Origin of the sequence: Undibacterium sp. Ren11W, assembly GCF_049340485.1 — a bacterium.
Lineage (GTDB): Bacteria > Pseudomonadota > Gammaproteobacteria > Burkholderiales > Burkholderiaceae_D > Undibacterium.
Window position 1 is genome coordinate 241,150 of the sequence record NZ_JBMPPB010000003.1, and the last position, 18,321, is coordinate 259,470.

Sequence of the window (18,321 nt, forward strand, 5' to 3'; positions counted from 1 at the left end):
CTTGGGCGCAGCATTGGATATGGCATTAGATATGGCATTAAATCGGACGCGTATTGTCTTTATCGACAGCACGACGCTGCGGTGCCAGCAAGACCCAGGTAACTACTGGCCACAACAGTGTCGTCACGATGCTCGCCGCAAAATACAACCAGCCTGGAAATTGCGCCGCTGGTGCCACAATCAGTCGCACGATTAACTGCACAGCTTGCACAAACATGAACAGGGGTAGCACATAAAACGATTGCGCCAGCGGTTTAAACCACAGCACGCGCCTATGAATAGTAATCGCCAGATACGACAGCAAAGTATAGGCCAGAGCATTTTCACCCAGATGCACGGCAGAATGCACGTCCATCAATAAGCCCATCACAAAAGCAACGCCGATACCGACCTTGCGCGGCTGATGTATGCTCCAGAACACCAGTGCCAACGCGACAAAATCAGGCATGCCTACCCAAGCTCCGGTTGGCAGAAAATTGAGAAAAAATGCGCAGATCAGACTGACAGTAATAAATAAAGAGCTGACCGGCAGCAAGATGTAATGAGGGCTGTTCATTTGGGTAAAACCTTGCTGGCTTCTTTGGCAGCGGACGCGCTACTCGAGGCTGGCACGACTGGCTTGATTTCTAATGCTTTCGCTATTGTAGGTGTTGCGGCGGTAGTCGCCACAGACGCGGTAGCAGCGGCTGGGACTGGTGCAGGCACTCTAGGCTCAACACCAGCATCGTTAGTCTTAGGTACTTCTTTGATCGCATCGCGAGTTACTTTGCGATTGATTTTTTCTTTTTTCGCCTTCACCTCTTCGGTATCAGGTGGCGGTAATTGATTTGTCTCGACCAGCAGTATCAATAATTGTCGATGTCTGTCTATGCCAGCAGCTGGGCTGCAAAGTACATTCTCAAACGTGGTCGATGCCTTGTTTTCTACTTTCACCACCTTGGCTACCGCCAAACCAGCGGGATACACGCCGTCGATGCCTGAGGTCACTAGCATGTCGCCATTTTGTACGTCGGCATTGGTGGTCATGCGCATATCGAGATAGCTCGATTGGCCGCGACCACTGACCACGCTGCGGATGCCGTTGCGCGCTATCTGTACCGGGATTGCCTGATTTTTATCGGTCAATAAAGTGACTTCGGCCGTCAAAGGGAAAACCCGCGTCACTTGCCCGACCACGCCCAGATTGTCAATCACAGGCTGACTTAAGGCGACGCCGTGCTGCAAGCCCTTATCAAGGATCACCTTACGGGTGAAAGGATCGCGTGCATCGTAGATAATTTCACCTAAAATCGACTTCACGGCCAAACGATCGCGAGCATCAAGCAATTGTCGCAAATGTGCGTTTTCCAGCGCCAACTGTGTGGTCTGCTGTAACACATCGGCATTCGTCATTTGCTGACGCTTTAATGTGGCATTTTCTTTTTCCAGACTAGAAGTCGAGACGAAGTAGTTCGCCGCACCCATCAAGACATCGCGCGGCACTACCGCCACCATTTGCACCGGATACAAAATGGTGCCAACCACCAGACGCACCCGCTCCAGAGACTTTAAACGGGAATCGACCACCAGCAGGAAGATAGAAAATATCGCAAAAAACACCACTTTGGCACGAGCCGACGCGCCTTGCTTGAAAAGTGGTGGAGGACTGTATTGCATAGGTTTATGCCAAAATCGTAGCGGATAACAGCCAGGTCAATAATGAATTAAATTGAATCACATCTACTAAGCTGCCTCTAAAAATTCAAGTAGCGGGATGCAGAGCAAGGCGCAAAACACAGCAATACATGAGTATTGCGAGGATCGCATTTTGCCAACCCGACGAAGCTATGCGCCCGCTACTTGGATTTTAAGAGGTAGCGATTATTCGTAGGAGAAAATCGAGCCTAATTTATCCATGCGCTCCAAAGCCATGCCAGAACCGCGCACCACGCAAGTCAAAGGATCTTCGGCGACGATCACCGGCAAACCGGTTTCTTCCATCAACAAGCGATCCAGATCGCGCAACAAGGCGCCGCCGCCAGTCAGCATCATGCCTTTTTCGGCGATATCGGCACCGAGTTCTGGCGGAGTCTGTTCCAACGCGTTTTTCACAGCAGAGACGATATTATTCAAAGGGTCGGTCAGGGCTTCTAGGATCTCATTGCTGGAGATAGTGAAAGAACGTGGAATACCTTCGGATAAATTGCGACCCTTGACTTCCATCTCGCGCACTTCAGAACCAGGGAAGGCCGAACCTATGCCTTTTTTGATCGCTTCTGCAGTTTGCTCACCGATCAGCATGCCGTAGTTGCGACGGATGTAGTTGACGATCGCTTCATCAAACTTATCGCCACCGACGCGTACCGAACCCTTGTAGACCATACCGCCCAGGGAGATGATGCCGACTTCGGTCGTACCACCACCGATATCAACCACCATGGAACCGGTCGCTTCTGACACTGGCAAACCGGCACCGATCGCTGCTGCCATCGGCTCTTCGATCAGATACACCTGAGACGCACCGGCCCCCAAGGCCGATTCGCGGATCGCACGGCGCTCTACCTGAGTCGAGCCGCAAGGTACGCAAATGATGATGCGTGGCGAAGGCTTGAAAAACTTCGTGTCATGCACCATGCGGATAAATTGCTTGAGCATTTGCTCGGTGACGGTAAAGTCGGCAATCACGCCGTCTTTCATAGGGCGGATCGCCTCTATATTACCGGGAACCTTGCCCAGCATTTGTTTGGCTTCCTTACCTACCGCTTGGATAGTTTTTTTACCGTTAGGGCCGCCTTCTTGGCGGATCGCGACTACCGAAGGTTCATCGAGAACAATGCCTTGGCCACGTAAGTAAATCAGAGTATTTGCCGTGCCAAGATCGATGGCGAGGTCGTTTGAGAAGTAGCTGCGAAAAAAACCGAACATGTAAAATCCTGTGTATTCTGTGTAGTGGTCATGCGCCGAAAACAGCGCGAAAAGTAGTGCCGCTCAACATCCAGCGAGGCTCTCAGAAATAGCGTGACCCGGTACAGCAGAGCTATCATAATAAAGACATCACCAGAAAAATTAAGTGCAATTTAAATGGAAAAGAATGTTTTTAACTACAATTAAACGACAGCACCGTAATACGACCGAGTAGCACAAACCCTGGAAATTAATAAAATCTCGCTAGCGTATTTGCTTAAGCCTTAATATTCAAGGCATTAACCCTATATTCTACCTTATAATCTTGGGATTAATAGGCAATCTAGCATCTTGGTTTAAATCAGCTTTCTTTGCCATTTTCGGACGCCACACTGGCCTTTTCTATTTGTGGCATTGCGCTCGCTAGACTTGCTTTCTATTCACCATTTTTTTTGCACGCGTTTGCGCGTTAATAACCATGTCACTAGATCTATCAGATGTGAAACGCATCGCCAATCTGGCGCAACTTGAACTCTCAGAAACCCAAGCCAGCGATACCTTGGCAAAACTGAATGGGATTTTCTCTCTGGTTGAGCAGCTAAAAGCGGTCGATACCACAGGAATTGCGCCTCTCAGCCATCCGATAGCGGCCCTGATGCCTGAACTTTGCCTGCGCCTGCGTGACGACGTGGTCACCGAAATCAATCAGCGCGAGGCCTATCTTGAAGTCGCGCCGGCTACCCAGGACGGCCTGTATCTAGTTCCCCAAGTCATAGAATAAGAGTTCAGACATGCATAAGCACACCCTCAAACAACTCTCCGTTTTATTGCAGAGCAAACAATTGTCGGCCACCGAGTTGGCACAACATTATCTGACACGTATCGGCGCCAGTTCACTCAACGCCTTCACCCATGTTGAAGCTGGATTAACGCTGCAACAAGCGGCCGCGGCGGATCAACGTCTGGCCAGCGGCGACGCTGGTGCCCTGACCGGCATCCCGATCGCGCACAAAGATATCTTTGTAACGCGCGACTGGCGTGCTACAGCCGGCTCACGCATGCTGGAAAATTATGTTAGTCCGTTTGACGCCACCGTCGTTGAGCATTTCAAAACAGCCGGCATGGTCACGCTAGGCAAGCTCAATTGCGATGAATTCGCGATGGGTTCTAGCAATGAAAATTCGTATTTCGGCGCGGTAAAAAATCCCTGGGATCTGCGCGCGATACCGGGCGGCTCGTCTGGCGGATCGGCCGCAGCGATTGCGGCGCGCCTAAGCCCTGCCGTGACCGGCACGGATACCGGCGGCTCTATCCGTCAACCAGCCGCCTTTTGTGGCGTGACCGGCATCAAACCGACGTATGGCAGCGTGTCGCGTTACGGCATGATCGCGTTTGCCTCCTCGCTTGATCAAGGCGGCCCGATTGCACAAACGGCGGAAGATTGCGGCATGCTACTGAACGCCATGATCCGTTTTGATCCTAAAGATTCCACCAGTCTGGAACGCGCACCAGAAGACTTCAATCGCGATCTGAACAAAGATGTCAAAGGTCTGCGCATCGGTGTGCCGCGTGAATTTTTTGGTCCTGGTTTAGCGCCTGATGTCGAGCAAGCCGTGCGTGCAGCCTTGACTGAATACGAAAAACTCGGTGCCATTCTGGTTGATATTTCTCTGCCTAAGACAGAATTGTCTATCCCCGTGTATTACGTGATTGCACCAGCCGAAGCGTCGTCCAATCTAAGTCGTTTTGACGGCGTCCGTTATGGACACAGGGCGGCCGACTACAAAGACCTGAGCGACATGTACAAGAAGACCCGCGCCGAAGGTTTTGGTGAAGAGGTAAAGCGTCGCATCCTGGTGGGTTCGTATGTGCTGTCGCACGGTTACTACGATGCCTATTATTTGCAAGCGCAAAAAATTCGCCGTCTGATCGCGCAAGATTTCCAAGCTGCGTTCCAGCAATGCGATGTCATCATGGGGCCAGTGGCACCGACCGTGGCCTGGGATTTGGGCGACAAAGCGGACGATCCGGTTGCCAACTATCTGGCCGATATTTTCACACTATCGACCAGTCTGGCGGGCTTGCCTGGTATGTCTATCCCTTGCGGTTTCGGCCAAGGTGAAAAGAACGCGCAGCGTCCGGTAGGCTTGCAATTGATAGGCAATTATTTTGAGGAAGCCAAGCTGCTCAATATCGCCCATCAGTATCAGCTGGCGACGGATTGGCATCAAAAATCACCAGTCTGAGTTAGCCTGAATAAGCGATGAAACGCCTGTTACTATCCGGATCGGCTCTGCTCTTGTCTCTGCTCTTGTCTCTGCTCTTGGGCCAGTTTAACGGCAAGGTGCAAGCGCAGACCTTGACTGATCTGGAAGCGAAATTCTCTTGCAGCCAAACGCGACAAGAAGATGGCGAAGGCGAACGTCTGATCTATGCCGATCAGGCGCAGATCCAGATAAAGGGCGCGCAGATCCTGGCCTTGCAATGGGAATCTAGCTTGTTCAGAAGCAGTCATGGGCATGAATGCAGTATCGACAGTAGTGATGAGCCGCTAGCCGAAGTGACAGAAAAAGGCTGGCGCATTAGCCTTAAAGATGCGGTGGCGGCAAGGCAGCGGCGCGGCTATGATACCGAACGTGGCAGCCAATGCAGCATACGGCTAGAGCGCGATGGCGAACAATTGCGTATCAAACCAAGCTGCCCGACTTTATGCGGATCACGCAATAACTTTAGCGCATTGACGGTGAATCTGCAGACCGGCGTCTGTCACTATGATGAGTAGTAAGTTGCATAGAATATTGAAATGCCTTGCGCAGCATCCATGCGCCTCGCAGAGCGAAAATGGCTGAAAACCCGCATGGATATTGCGTAGAGCAATAAAAAATGAAATAAACACCGGTATTGAGCACGTTTGCCGTACCAGATTAAAAGGAAAAATTATGCAATGGGAAGTCGTGATCGGTTTTGAGACACATGCGCAACTCAAGACTCACTCTAAAATTTTTAGCGGTTCGTCCACCCAGTTCGGTGCAGCACCGAATACGCAAACCAGTCCGGTCGATCTGGCCTTGCCTGGTGTCTTGCCGGTGATGAACAAGGGCGCGGTCGAGAAAGCCATACAATTTGGTCTGGCCGTCGGCGCCACCATCGCGCCAGAATCGATCTTCGCGCGTAAAAATTATTTTTATCCAGATTCGCCTAAAGGCTATCAGATCAGCCAGTTTGAAATCCCGGTAGTGCAAGGCGGCTTCGTCACTTGCGTAGTTGAAAAAGATGGCAAATCCGAAGTCAAGGTGATAGAACTGACGCGTGCCCATCTGGAAGAAGATGCCGGCAAATCGCTGCATGAAGACTATCAAGGCATGACCGGCATCGATCTGAATCGCGCAGGCACACCCCTGCTAGAAATCGTCACCGAACCGGTCATGCGCAGCGCCGCCGAAGCGGTGGCCTACGCCAAAGCGCTGCATGCGCTGGTAGTCTGGCTCGATATTTGCGATGGCAATATGCAGGAAGGCTCGTTCCGTTGCGATGCCAACGTCTCGGTGCGTCCGGTCGGACAAAAAGAATTCGGCACCCGCTGCGAGATCAAGAATCTGAACTCGTTCCGCTTCCTGGAAGAAGCCATCAACATCGAAGTGCGGCGTCAGATCGAGCTGATCGAAGACGGCGGCACCGTAGTGCAGGAAACCCGTCTGTACGACCCGGATCGCAAAGAAACCCGCACCATGCGTAGCAAAGAAGACGCGATGGATTATCGCTACTTCCCGGATCCCGATTTACCGCCTTTGCGTATAGCTGCCGACTGGGTAGAGCGCGTGCGCGCCAGCATGCCAGAACTGCCAGCCGCCATGCGTCAGCGCTTCATCACCCAATTCGGCATTTCCGATTACGACGCCATGATCGTCACGCAATCGAAAGCCACCGCAGAATACTTTGAGGCCGCCATCAAGGCCAGCCCTGATGGGGATAAAGCCGCGCAAGCCAAGCAAGTGGCGAACTGGTTGATGGGCGATGTGGCATCGACCCTCAACCGCGAAGGCATAGAGATCAGCGCGATCCCAGTCAGCGCCGCCCAATTGGCCGTGCTATTGCAACGCATTGCCGACGGCACGATTTCCAACAAGATCGCCAAAGAAGTGTTTGCCGCCATGTGGGCCGCGCCATCGTTTGACGCCAATCTGGCTGACCAGGTCATCGATAGCAAAGGTCTCAAGCAAATCTCTGACGTTGGTGCTTTGGAAAAAATCATTGATAAAGTCATGGCTGCCAACCAGCAATCGGTCGATGAGTACCGCGCCGGTAAAGAGAAAGCCTTTAATTCGCTGGTAGGTCAAGCCATGAAAGCCACCAAGGGTAAGGGCAATCCGGCACAAGTGAATGAATTATTGAAGAAAAAACTGGCTGGCTGATACGCCACCTCACCAAAAAAATAACTTAGATCTGTGAGCATATTTTGAAAAATCTACGACAAGAATTCATACAATTTTCGGTCGAGGCTGGCGTCATTCGTTTTGGCGACTTCGTCACCAAGGCCGGCCGCAACTCGCCCTACTTCTTTAACGCTGGCTTGTTTAGCGACGGCGCTAATCTGGGCAAGCTGGCCGACTTTTACGCCCAAACCCTGATCGATTCCGGCGTCGAGTTCGACATGTTATTCGGTCCGGCCTACAAAGGCATCACCTTAGCCTCTGCCACCGCTGTGGCGCTGGCCGCCAAAGGCCGTAATGTGCCGTTTGCATATAACCGCAAAGAAGCCAAAGACCATGGCGAAGGCGGCACCATCGTCGGCGCTAAATTGCAGGGCAAGGTTGTCATCATTGACGACGTGATCTCAGCCGGTACTTCGGTGCGCGAATCGGTGGACATGATACGCGCTGCCGGCGCCACACCTTGCGCAGTCTTGATCGCGCTCGACCGTATGGAAAAATCAGGTAAAGACGATGCGTTGTCGGCCAACTCGGCGGTGCAAGAAATTAGCACCACCTATGCCATGCCGGTAGTTTCTATCGGCAATCTGAACGACTTGTTCGACTATCTGTCTGCCGCAGGTGCCGACACCGAACTGAGCGCGCATAAGACAGCGGTGGCGGCGTATCGCCAGCGTTACGGCATCAGCCTCAGCTAGCCTTACTTGCGGCAAAATTGCGGCAAAATTGTGGTAAAACCCAGATCAAAATGCTTTCTAGCGTGGGCCTGAAAACGCTTTGATCAAGGCTCTTAAAATACTCTCTTATTTGTAGAAAATAAGGGAGTATTTTTACATGCGCGTACCAGATATGCGCAAACGGTGCTATTTTTACTCATACTCCTACCCAGTAATTGCAGAAACAGATCAACCATGCTGGCGACCTTTAGCGAGTTGTCGCAGCAAACCCGGACGAGTGCCAGGTCTAGCGGTATCCATCGCAAGTTTTTGTTCAGTGCTTAAGCGCGTCGCTGTCAGCACCACCGTAGGGATAATTTGCCCGGCGGTATCGTAGGCGATTTTTTCATCGACCGTCATGCGCTTGGCGCTGATATGCACAGTAGGAATTTTTTCGTTCGAACTGGCGATAGCCATGTGCGCGCCAACCGCCACGCCCAACAAGGCAACTAAGATTGCGCTGACGACGCCTAATTTACCGTTATTGCTGTTACTCTGATTTCTACTCGAACTTAACGCGGTTTTCATGCTGCTTCTCCTGATGAGGCGCTGTGAGGCGCAAATGGATGATGGGGCGATGTCATCACTGTAGACAAGCGCTGCAAGTACTGCCATGCAGATGCGACAAACGGAGGATAGCGACATACAAAACTGCGAAAATGCAGGATAAAAGGAAATTTAGACAAGAGAAAGTTCTGGCAATGAGCGACCTAGCCTGCATTTTTTTGGAGCAAAAACGCGTAAAAAATTACCATAATGAAATTTTCTCAATTACCTGAGAAAACGCCTGTCAATTCCGATTTAATTGCTAGCAAAAACTATTGGCTTATCCTATCATCGTATTAAAACCACACACACTAAGCGGATATTCTCAATAATACAAAGCACGCTTAAGCCCAGTCCGGCAAGGCCATTTTTTTCGCACCCCTGCAATTGAATTCGCATCATCAGTAGTTTCTCAGTAAATACGTCCCACCACGTCATTCTTACTAGCAGATGAGGAATACATGAACATCAAGAATTTAAAAATTGGTCAGCGTCTTGGCCTGGGATTTGGCTTGCTGCTGCTACTGCTAGTTATCATCGCCAGTTTGGGCGTGATTAAAATGGCCAGTCTCAATGTCGACACCGATACTCTGGTCAAGGTGGACTGGGTGCAGTCTAAGTTGGCCAACAAAGCACTCGACAATACGCGCGGCAGTATCGCACGGGTATTCCAATCAGTGGCGGCCACCGAACCGGCAGAAATCGCCAAGTCACAAGAGAGGCTTTTGGCTAATACCGCTGCCTTTAATGAAGCTCTGGATAAACTGGAACCGATGTTTATTCATCCAGATGACAAAGCGCTGCTGGCTAAAGCCAAGCAAGCCCGCAACGCCTATGTCGCCTCATTTGGCAAAGTGGCGGCGCTATTAAAAGATGGCAATCGCGAAGAAGCCAGTAAGCTCGCTTATGGCGACACTTATAAGGAACTACATACATTTGCATCAAGCCTGCGCGACCTGAATGAAGCGCAAGAAAAAGAGTTTGATGAAACCGCCCTGAACAGCGCAGCCACTTACAAGTCTGGACGTACGCAATTGATCGTCTTAAGTCTGGCCGCATTATTCTTAGGCCTGGGCTTTGCCTGGTGGGTGGCACGCAGCATTACGGGTCCCATCCAGGCTGCAGTAGCGGTGGCACAAAGCATCGCTGGCGGTAATTTAGACGGGCAAATCGATGTCAACTCCAAAGACGAGACCGGGCAATTACTACTGGCCCTGAAAGAAATGAACGCCAGCCTGAACCAAGTCTGCAGCCAGGTCAGGGCCAGCACCGATTCCATCGCTACCGCGTCTAGCGAAATCGCCTCTGGCAATATGGATTTGTCCTCGCGCACCGAAGCACAAGCCAGCTCCCTGGAACAAACTGCCGCCTCGATGGAAGAAATTACTGGCACCGTCAAACAAAACGCCGACAACGCCCGACAAGCCAACCAACTAGCGGCCACCGCCTCGGAAGTGGCCAGCAAGGGCGGCGCAGTGGTAGCGCAAGTCGTGGAAACCATGGGCGCGATCAATACTTCGGCCAAGAAAATCACCGACATTATCAGCGTGATCGACGGCATCGCTTTCCAGACCAATATCCTGGCCTTGAATGCGGCAGTAGAAGCGGCGCGCGCCGGCGAACAGGGCCGTGGCTTTGCGGTGGTCGCCTCCGAGGTACGCAATCTGGCGCAACGCTCGGCAGCAGCGGCCAAAGAAATCAAAACCCTGATCGATGAATCGGTAGAAAACGTAGGGATAGGCACCAAATTAGTCGACCAAGCCGGTGCCACCATGAACGAGATCGTAGAAAGCGTACGCCGCGTGACCGATGTCATGAGTGAGATCAGCTCCGCCAGCCACGAACAAACCAGCGGCATCGATCAGATCAATCTGGCGATCACCCAAATGGATAGCGTGACTCAACAAAATGCCGCCCTGGTCGAACAAGCCGCGGCGGCGGCGGCCACTCTGCAAAATCAGGCCGCCAATCTGACACAGGTGGTGGCAATCTTCAAACTAGGTGGCGAATATCAAACCATGGCGGCACTGCCAGCCCCCGGCAAATCTGCCAAGCCTGCCGCGCGCGTAACGTCTAAAGCAGCACCCGCCGCCAAACGCCCCGCCTTGCAAGCCAGCACCTCTAGCAAAACGAGTGGTAAAGCGGCCAGCGCCAGCACCGCGGCCACCGATGATTGGGAAGAGTTCTAAGCCTTGCCCGGTATTCGCGTTGAAACAAGCCGCTCAGTCCTGGACCTGGCGGTTTTTTTAATCAACGCAGTGCTAACGCATGCCCTGCGCTGTGCCAGCGTACAATGGCGCTCTATTTGATCTTCTCGCAGCGCCATGACCATACTTTTGACCACCCTGAACGCCCGCTACGCCCATGCCTCACTGGGTTTGCGTTACCTACTTGCCAATATGGGCCCGTTGCAGGCGCAGACCCAGATGCAGGAATTTGTGATTGGCGCCAAAACCACCGATTTACTCGAAAAGCTGCTGGCATGTCAGAAACCGGGCGAAAAACTGATCGTAGGTTTTGGCGTCTACATCTGGAACGTAGAAGAAACCTGCAAACTGGTAGCCCTGCTCAAGCGGGTTGCGCCGGAGGTGGTGGTGATACTGGGCGGCCCTGAAGTCTCGCATGAGACGGCCGATCAAGAGATCATCAAACTGGCCGACTACGTCGTCACCGGTTGGGGCGAAATCACCTTCCCTGATTTGTGCAAGCAAATACTGAACGGCCCCCAGCCTTTAATGAAAGTGCATGCCGGAGTACAAGCCAAGCTCGATGACCTGGTCTTACCCTACAGTCTGTACACCGATGACGATATCAAAAACCGCACCCTGTACGTAGAAGCCTCGCGCGGTTGCCCTTTTAAATGCGAATTTTGCCTGTCGGCGCTGGATAAAACCGCGTGGCCATTTGAGATTGATCCGTTTTTACTAGAGATGGAAAAGCTCCATGCACGTGGCGCGCGCCTGTTTAAATTTGTCGATCGCACCTTTAATCTGAACATCAAGACCAGCTTAAAGATCATGCAGTTTTTTCTCGACAAACTAGAAGCCAATCCCGACGATCCTGTGTTTGCTCACTTTGAAGTGGTGCCGGATCATTTGCCGGATGCGCTGAAAGACGGCATCAAGAAATTCCCGGCCGGTAGCCTGCAGTTTGAGCTGGGCATACAAAGTTTTAATCCCGAAGTGCAGGCCCGCATCAGCCGCAAGCAAAACAATGATAAAGCGGCCGACAACATACGCTGGTTATGCGAACATTCGACAGCGCATTTACATGTCGATCTGATCGCCGGCTTGCCGGGCGAAACGGTAGAGAGTTTCGCGCTCGGTTTTAATCGTCTGTATGCCTTACAACCGCACGAGATCCAATTTGGCATCCTGAAACGCCTGCGTGGCACCCCTATCATCCGCCACACCGCAGAATACGGCCTGGTGTTTGATCCCTACCCGCCTTACACCATCCTGGCTAACAAGGACGTGCCGTTTGCCGCGATGCAAAGACTGATACGTTTTGCGCGCTATTGGGATCTGGTCGCCAACTCAGGACGTTTTACCCATACGCTGCCAGCGATTTTGGGCGAACGACCGTTCGAAAACTTCATGGACTTATCCGATTGGATTTATGCCAAGACCGACGCTACCCACAGAATCGCGCTAGACCGGCTGGCCAATCTGGTCAGCAAATGGCTACAAGAAGAACGCGGCATGAGCGTAGCCCAAGTGCTGGCTATCGTCTCTAGCGATTACGCGGGCGACGCCAAGCACAAGCAAGGCGCAGAAAAAGCCCTGGCCGCTAAGCTTGCAGAAGCCAGCAATGCCGCCAAAACCGCCGCAGCAAAAGCCACGCCGCAAAGACAAAGCCGCCATCTGGCGGCTTAATCTGTTGAACAACGCGGGCTGATTTTGGCCGATTTTGACCGAATTTGGCTAAACGTATTTATCCAAAAAAGTACTCAGATGTTTGGCGCTAGCGACTGCCTCTTCCACGCTAGTCGCTTTTTCAGCATGCGTCACCATAGAGCTGGTCAGCAAGGTCACGAAAGAGCGATCCAGCGCCTTACGTGCGGCCGACATTTGCTGCGCGATACCATCGCAATCGCCAGGCTCTGTGGCTTTTGCGATCAACTTTTGCACGCCGCGCAATTGCCCTTCTACACGCGCCAGGCGATGTAACAAATCCTTTTTTTGCTGCTCTGTGAGCGCTGTCCCTGAAACTATCTTGAGGGGGGGAGTATCTGACATGATGCGGCTCCTAGTCTTATTGAGTGTGCGTAAAGTATATCAAAAATCTTATACTGTACTGAGTATAGTACAAATTGCGGGCCCTGCAAGACGCTATTACATGGGCCGAGCCGGGATTCAAGCGTGGCATCTTTAAATCGGCCAGCGCGCAGACCGCTCTCCCTTGTCGTTTCGACTATTGAGTTTATTACCTAGGTAAGCTACGCTCAAGCTCTGCTATTTTGCTGCATCGTTGCGCCACTCGGGATCCAAGAATGAAATTTTTCAGCTTGATGTTCTTTGGAATACTCCTTACTACTCCGGCACTCAATTGTCGCGCCGCTGATCTGTCGCGTGCAGCTTGCGGCACCATACCACTTGCTTACTACGAAAACGGCGCACTGTATTACCGCAATGCCGATGGCAGCTATGCCGGTATCGACAAGGATGTGGTAGAAGAAGTAGCGCGTCGCACTGGCTGCCATTTCAATACGGTGCTAGAGTCGCGCATCCGTATCTGGACCCAACTCAACAACGGCACGCTGGCAATGTCGGTCTCTGGCATAGCCACTCCAGAGCGTGAAAAAGCTGCACGTTTCATCCCCTATTTCGCCACCAGAAACTATGCCTTACTGCATAAGGATGCGCCTCTATCAGCGCAGACTATGGAAGGTTTTTTGGCAGACCCAAAACTACAAATTGCGATCGTCAAGAGTTTCCGGCACGGCGACCTGTATGATGAATGGATCAGTAAGCTAAGGGCGCAAAATCGGGTGCATGAGGGGCCCGATTTTGAAAGTGTGATGCGCCTGTTCGCCATCCGCAGAGTAGATGCAGTACTGGCTTTGCCGACTGGCTGGCAGCCCTTGCTCAAGCGTGAAAATCTGCTGGGTAAAGTGCAAATCAAAGACTGGTCGCCACACGATAGAGTGGTGGCCTCGCTCATTCTTTCGCGCACCTTGGTCGATCAGGATCAATACCAATTAATCGAAAAAGCGATCATCTCCATGCGTGAAGATGGTAGCCTGGAACAAATTTTCAAGCGTCATGTGGGACCTGAAATCGCTAGAGAGTTACGTTATAGTGAGAAATAGCCCCTACGATTGCAACTCTTTGGGGTGGCTTTAAAAAATTTTCCAGACCTAATTTATTGCTTTTTTTAGCCAGCTGAACTGGCATAGAAAATATCTCATGCACAAGCTGGAAAACCCCAATTCAATAAGCAAATATCACTTAGCTAGATTAAGCTACCGCTCGCTATTGGTGCTACTAGGGTATGTCATCACTGGCTACTTCGCCCTGGCCCATCCCTATATAAAACCCAATGTCAGCCTGATCTGGTTACCCAGCGGAATAGCGCTAGCGGCTTTGGTGCGATGGGGGCCCAAGATGGGTGTGGGCATCTATCTGGCCGCCTTGCTAGTCAATCTAGCCAGCGGTTTGCCAATATTCGCCGCCGCTAGTATCGCGATAGGAAATACGCTTGCCCCCTATTTCTGTTATCTATTCCTAAAAAATAAGGGATTTTCATCGAAATTCGCCCGTCGCCAAGACGTCATCTGGTTCTGTCTTGCAGCCGTGATGGGCATGAGTATTTCGGCCAGCAGCGGCAGCTTGGTGCTGTGGCTAGAGGGTCTGATTGCACGACCAGATTTAGTCTGGCTTAGCTGGTGGGCCGGCGACGCGGTTGGCGTGCTATTGGCCGGTCCTTTATTACTCACGATCAGCTACTCCGGCATACGGAAATTAGCCGAGCGTCGCGCAGAAATGCTGACATTTATTCTGATCTTTGTAGTGGCGCACTGGCTGATCTTTTTTTCCGCCCAAAATACCATGCACCTGAGCTTTGTCGCCATGGCCGTGATGATTTGGGCCGCTTTGCGTTTTGCCATTACCTGGGCCTCGTTTACTGTACTGAGCTCAATCTGTATTGCGGGATGGGCTAGTTACCAGGGCCAAGGCCCGTTTTCATCCCCTGACATGCAAGGCAATTTATTTTTGCTGTGGCTGTATGCCTGTACCATGACGGTGTCCTCGCTGCTGATCGCAGCTCTGCAAGCAGAACGTCTTGCCGCCACCAGCGACTTGCAAGATTCGTTTGAACGCATCAACAAAGTGGCTTCGCGCCTGCCGGGTTTGGTTCTGCTATACCGGGTGAAAGCCGACCGTAGCGCCAGCGTCCCTTACGCCAGCGACGCCATACTCAGTATGCTGGAGTTTGATCAAGCCCAGTTAAAGGAAGACGCCAGCCCCTTACTTAAACGTATTGACCGCAGCGATCAAGAACGTGGCAAAGCAGCGCTAGCGCACGCCACCCGAGAATTTTCGACCTGGCAAAGTGAGTTTCGCTATCAGCGTCAAGACGGCAGTGTCCGTTGGCTGTACATAGACGGCTTGCCGGAAGCAGAAGGCAACGGCAGTATACTTTGGCATTGTTTTCTGACCGACATCACCGAACGCAAGCAAGCAGAGCAAGACCTGCGCATCGCCGCCACCACGTTTGAATCGCAAGAAGGTATTTTTGTCGCCGATGGCCATTGGAAAATGCTCAGAGTGAATCAAGCCTTTTGCCGCATCACTGGTTATGCGGCTGGAGAGTTGTTAGGCATTGCGGTGCAGCGTCTACATACCAAGCATCAAGATCAGGCCTTTTTTGATGCCATCGATGCCAGCCTGTTGGCGCAACAATTCTGGCAAGGCGAGCTGTGGAGTAGGCGGAAAAATGGAGAAATTTATCCGCAGATGATTACCCTGACGGCGATCACCGATAGCAAGGGCGAGGTCAGCAATTACATAGGATCCTTCACCGACATCAGTCTGCATAAGGGCTATGAGGAAGAAATCCGCAATCTGGCTTTTTACGATCCGCTCACCCAATTGCCGAACCGGCGCTTATTGATGGATAGATTGCAGCATCTGATCTCGGTCAGTCAACGCAATACCAGTCACAGCGCACTCTTGTTTCTGGATCTGGATAACTTTAAAACCTTGAATGACACGCGCGGTCATGATGCCGGCGATCTGCTGCTGATCGAAGCGGCAAGCCGCCTGCAAACCTGCGTGCGCGATAGCGATACGGTGGCGCGTTTGGGTGGTGATGAATTTGTGGTGGTACTGGAAGAATTGAGCGCAATACGCGATGAAGCCATCGCTCAGGCCGATAAGGTCGGTGAAAAAATACGCGAAATGCTCAGCTTGCCCTACCAGATCATGGACTTTGAACACCATGGCTCAGCCAGCGTAGGGATATGCCTGTTTCAGGGCGCTGACAATACGGTCAAGGATCTGTTTAAGCGCGCCGATACCGCGATGTACGAAGCCAAAACCTCGGGCCGTAATGCAGTACGCTTCTTTGATCCGGCCATGCAAGCGGTGCTGGTGGTACGCATGATGCTGGAATCGAATCTGCGCGTAGCCTTGGCGCTGGATCAGTTCCAGCTCTACTATCAAGTGCAGGTCAACGCCGACGGCCATTTAATCGGGGCCGAAGCGCTTTTGCGCTGGATACACCCGGATCGCGGCTTTATCTCGCCGGCAGAATTTATCCCACTAGCAGAAGAAACCGGTCTGATCGTGCCTATCGGTCTGTGGGTCATGGATACCGCCTGCGCCCAACTCAAACTATGGGAAGCTCAGGCTGATACCAGAGATCTGAGTCTGGCCGTGAATGTCAGTGCCAAGCAGTTTAAGCAAGCCGACTTTGTCGACACCATCAGCCATATCGTCCACAAACATCAGATCGATGCCAGTCGCTTAAAAATTGAATTAACTGAGAGCACCATCCTCGACAATGTCGATTCCACCACCGAAAAAATGCATCAACTGAAAAAATTAGGGATCGCTTTTTCTATGGATGATTTTGGTACCGGTTATTCTTCCCTCGCTTACTTGCAACGTTTACCGCTGAATCAGCTTAAGATAGACCAATCATTTGTGCGCGATATTAATCTCGATGAAAACGACGCCACCATCGTGCGCGCCATCATTGCACTAGGTATCAACCTGGGTCTCAACGTCATCGCTGAAGGAGTGGAGACGGCCGCGCAACGCAGTTTTTTGATAGAAAACCACTGCTATTCCTTCCAGGGTTATTTATTCTCAAAACCGATACCGGCAGAAGCCTTCCAGGCCTTGATCGCATTGCAAAAAACCTTGCCGATACTCAGCCCCAGCAAAGACTTGGCCAGCGAAATTAAAACTCTGGGCTAATCAAAGCTTGCCCGAGACGGCATTTTTTGCCGCTATCCATTGCGACATATAGTGGGTGCTTTTATGCAAATGATGACGCAGCATGGCACCGGTAAAATTGCGACTGCGGTTTTCTTCTTGTTGCTGCTTTGTCTGTAGCAAAGCTTGCACTAAATCCGCTGCTGACCGCTGACGATCAAAACACTCCCGCAAAATTGCATACCCCTGTTGCTGCGCCTGCTGCCAAGCGGACTGATCCTGATACAGCGTCACGGCGGCAGCCACGATGGTATCGACATCTTGCGCCACCGCCCCGCCCCAAGGCAAGTCACCGTCCATACCTTCACTGCCAATTTTTGTGGTGACGCTGGGGGTGCCGCAGGCCATGGCATCAGCCAGTTTGCCTTTGATGCCGGCACCAAAACGCAGCGGCGCCAGACAGACCCGCGCTTGCGACATCACCGCATGCGCATCGGGCACCCAACCGAGCACCTGAAAACCCTGTTGAGGACTGTGTAAAGCCGTTGCCTTGGGAGGCGGATAGGCGCCCACTACCTGTAATTGCGCCTGCGGTAACTGCTGACGGATGCGCGGCCAGATCGCATGTTTGAGCCACAGCACAGCATCCCAATTGGGCGCATGGCGGAAATTGCCTATGCTCAGAAAATGCTGACGCTGCGCAAAACTTGGCGCTTGCGTGTCGCTACGCAATAGCATCAGGTTGCAGTGATGCAGTAACAATGCCGGGATACCGAACTGCTGCTGCAGTAACGCCATCTCGGCCGGCGATATCATCAGCGTCAAATCGCAACGATAGATAGCGGCGATCTCACGCTGCGCCATATCGTCGCCCGCCATCACCTGATAGGCAGCCTCGAAATCCGTGTCCACTGCAGCCACTTGCTGCCGCTCGCTCTCGTTGACGCAGGCTTGTTGTGCTTGTTTTAGCATCGCATGGCGTGCGTACCGCAGGCTGTGCAGGTCGCTGGTATCGAGCACCCGCAAGGCGCTGGGCCAGGCTTGCTCTACCCGCCAGCCAAACTGCTCTTCGGTAAAGAAACGATCAAACAGCACCAAATCCGGCTGATAGTCGGCGATAAACTGATCGAAGCTATCGCAATTGAGAGCGATGCTTTTTTCTTCTATCTGTAGGGCAGATAGATCGGCGCGGTGCTCCGACAAAGCGGCGGCACTGGCAAACAGCACCTGCCAGCCTTGAGCCCGAAACAGGCTGAGTAATTCCATCATGCGGCTACCGGCAGCCGAAGAACCGGGCTCGGCCCAGACGTAACCTATGATCAGAATTTTTTGCATGCCAACCTTAAAAAACAGGGGAAATCG

Annotated in this window: 15 protein-coding genes; 9 read left to right on the forward strand and 6 right to left on the reverse strand. The window is 52.1% G+C overall.

Translation table 11 applies throughout. The features are described 5' to 3' along the window. Positions 1-37: 37 nt before the first annotated feature. From mreD to ACO0K8_RS09880, 3 genes are all read right to left on the reverse strand, one after another. Positions 38-556 (reverse strand): rod shape-determining protein MreD, encoded by a 519-nt coding sequence (gene mreD / locus ACO0K8_RS09870; protein WP_422946474.1) that lies wholly within the window; start codon positions 554-556, stop codon positions 38-40. Further along, positions 553-1,656: a rod shape-determining protein MreC gene (gene mreC, locus ACO0K8_RS09875; protein WP_422946475.1), complete on the reverse strand. Its 1,104-nt coding sequence runs from the start codon at positions 1,654-1,656 to the stop codon at positions 553-555. Before mreC ends, mreD begins: the two co-directional genes overlap by 4 nt. Before the next feature lie 204 nt (positions 1,657-1,860). Further along, the gene (locus ACO0K8_RS09880) at positions 1,861-2,904 is read right to left on the reverse strand and encodes a rod shape-determining protein (RefSeq protein WP_126127089.1); all 1,044 of its coding nucleotides are present in this window, start codon (positions 2,902-2,904) and stop codon (positions 1,861-1,863) included. Between the two features lie 457 nt (positions 2,905-3,361). Between ACO0K8_RS09880 and gatC the strand changes: the two genes are divergently transcribed. The 5 genes from gatC (at position 3,362) to pyrE (ending at position 8,011) form a co-directional block, all read left to right on the forward strand. Further along, positions 3,362-3,664 carry an Asp-tRNA(Asn)/Glu-tRNA(Gln) amidotransferase subunit GatC gene (gatC, locus tag ACO0K8_RS09885; RefSeq protein WP_422946476.1) on the forward strand — a complete coding sequence of 101 codons (303 nt, stop codon included), beginning with the start codon at positions 3,362-3,364 and terminating at the stop codon, positions 3,662-3,664. 10 nt (positions 3,665-3,674) lie between these two features. After that, positions 3,675-5,129, forward strand: a complete 1,455-nt coding sequence (gene gatA / locus ACO0K8_RS09890) for an Asp-tRNA(Asn)/Glu-tRNA(Gln) amidotransferase subunit GatA (protein ID WP_422946477.1) — start codon at positions 3,675-3,677, stop codon at positions 5,127-5,129. Positions 5,130-5,146: 17 nt separating this feature from the next. Beyond that, a complete protein-coding gene (locus ACO0K8_RS09895) occupies positions 5,147-5,665 on the forward strand; it encodes a hypothetical protein (protein ID WP_422946478.1) in 519 nt (172 codons plus the stop codon). A gap of 118 nt (positions 5,666-5,783) precedes the next feature. Beyond that, complete coding sequence (gene gatB / locus ACO0K8_RS09900; protein WP_422946635.1) at positions 5,784-7,295, forward strand: Asp-tRNA(Asn)/Glu-tRNA(Gln) amidotransferase subunit GatB; 1,512 nt, start codon at positions 5,784-5,786, stop codon at positions 7,293-7,295. Positions 7,296-7,339: 44 nt separating this feature from the next. Further along, complete coding sequence (gene pyrE, locus ACO0K8_RS09905; RefSeq protein ID WP_422946479.1) at positions 7,340-8,011, forward strand: orotate phosphoribosyltransferase; 672 nt, start codon at positions 7,340-7,342, stop codon at positions 8,009-8,011. A 207-nt stretch (positions 8,012-8,218) separates the two neighbouring features. Here the strand turns inward: pyrE and ACO0K8_RS09910 are convergent, their stop codons facing one another. Continuing rightward, positions 8,219-8,557, reverse strand: a complete 339-nt coding sequence (locus tag ACO0K8_RS09910; RefSeq protein WP_422946480.1) for a hypothetical protein — start codon at positions 8,555-8,557, stop codon at positions 8,219-8,221. A 479-nt stretch (positions 8,558-9,036) separates the two neighbouring features. Between ACO0K8_RS09910 and ACO0K8_RS09915 the strand changes: the two genes are divergently transcribed. Both ACO0K8_RS09915 and ACO0K8_RS09920 read left to right on the forward strand, forming a co-directional pair. Then, positions 9,037-10,764 (forward strand): methyl-accepting chemotaxis protein, encoded by a 1,728-nt coding sequence (locus tag ACO0K8_RS09915; protein WP_422946481.1) that lies wholly within the window; start codon positions 9,037-9,039, stop codon positions 10,762-10,764. 135 nt (positions 10,765-10,899) lie between these two features. Next, a complete protein-coding gene (locus ACO0K8_RS09920; protein WP_422946482.1) occupies positions 10,900-12,450 on the forward strand; it encodes a DUF4080 domain-containing protein in 1,551 nt (516 codons plus the stop codon). A 48-nt stretch (positions 12,451-12,498) separates the two neighbouring features. Here ACO0K8_RS09920 and ACO0K8_RS09925 read toward each other — a convergent pair whose 3' ends face one another. Then, positions 12,499-12,813 carry a metal-sensitive transcriptional regulator gene (locus ACO0K8_RS09925; RefSeq protein WP_422946483.1) on the reverse strand — a complete coding sequence of 105 codons (315 nt, stop codon included), beginning with the start codon at positions 12,811-12,813 and terminating at the stop codon, positions 12,499-12,501. Positions 12,814-13,067: 254 nt separating this feature from the next. Between ACO0K8_RS09925 and ACO0K8_RS09930 the strand changes: the two genes are divergently transcribed. Together ACO0K8_RS09930 and ACO0K8_RS09935 are read left to right on the forward strand one after the other, a co-directional pair. After that, the gene (locus ACO0K8_RS09930; protein ID WP_422946484.1) at positions 13,068-13,886 is read left to right on the forward strand and encodes a substrate-binding periplasmic protein; all 819 of its coding nucleotides are present in this window, start codon (positions 13,068-13,070) and stop codon (positions 13,884-13,886) included. A 97-nt stretch (positions 13,887-13,983) separates the two neighbouring features. Beyond that, a complete protein-coding gene (locus tag ACO0K8_RS09935; RefSeq protein ID WP_422946485.1) occupies positions 13,984-17,001 on the forward strand; it encodes an EAL domain-containing protein in 3,018 nt (1,005 codons plus the stop codon). Here the strand turns inward: ACO0K8_RS09935 and ACO0K8_RS09940 are convergent, their stop codons facing one another. Then, on the reverse strand, positions 17,002-18,294 hold the full coding sequence (locus tag ACO0K8_RS09940; protein WP_422946486.1) for a glycosyltransferase: 1,293 nt from the start codon (positions 18,292-18,294) through the stop codon (positions 17,002-17,004). Positions 18,295-18,321 lie beyond the last annotated feature (27 nt).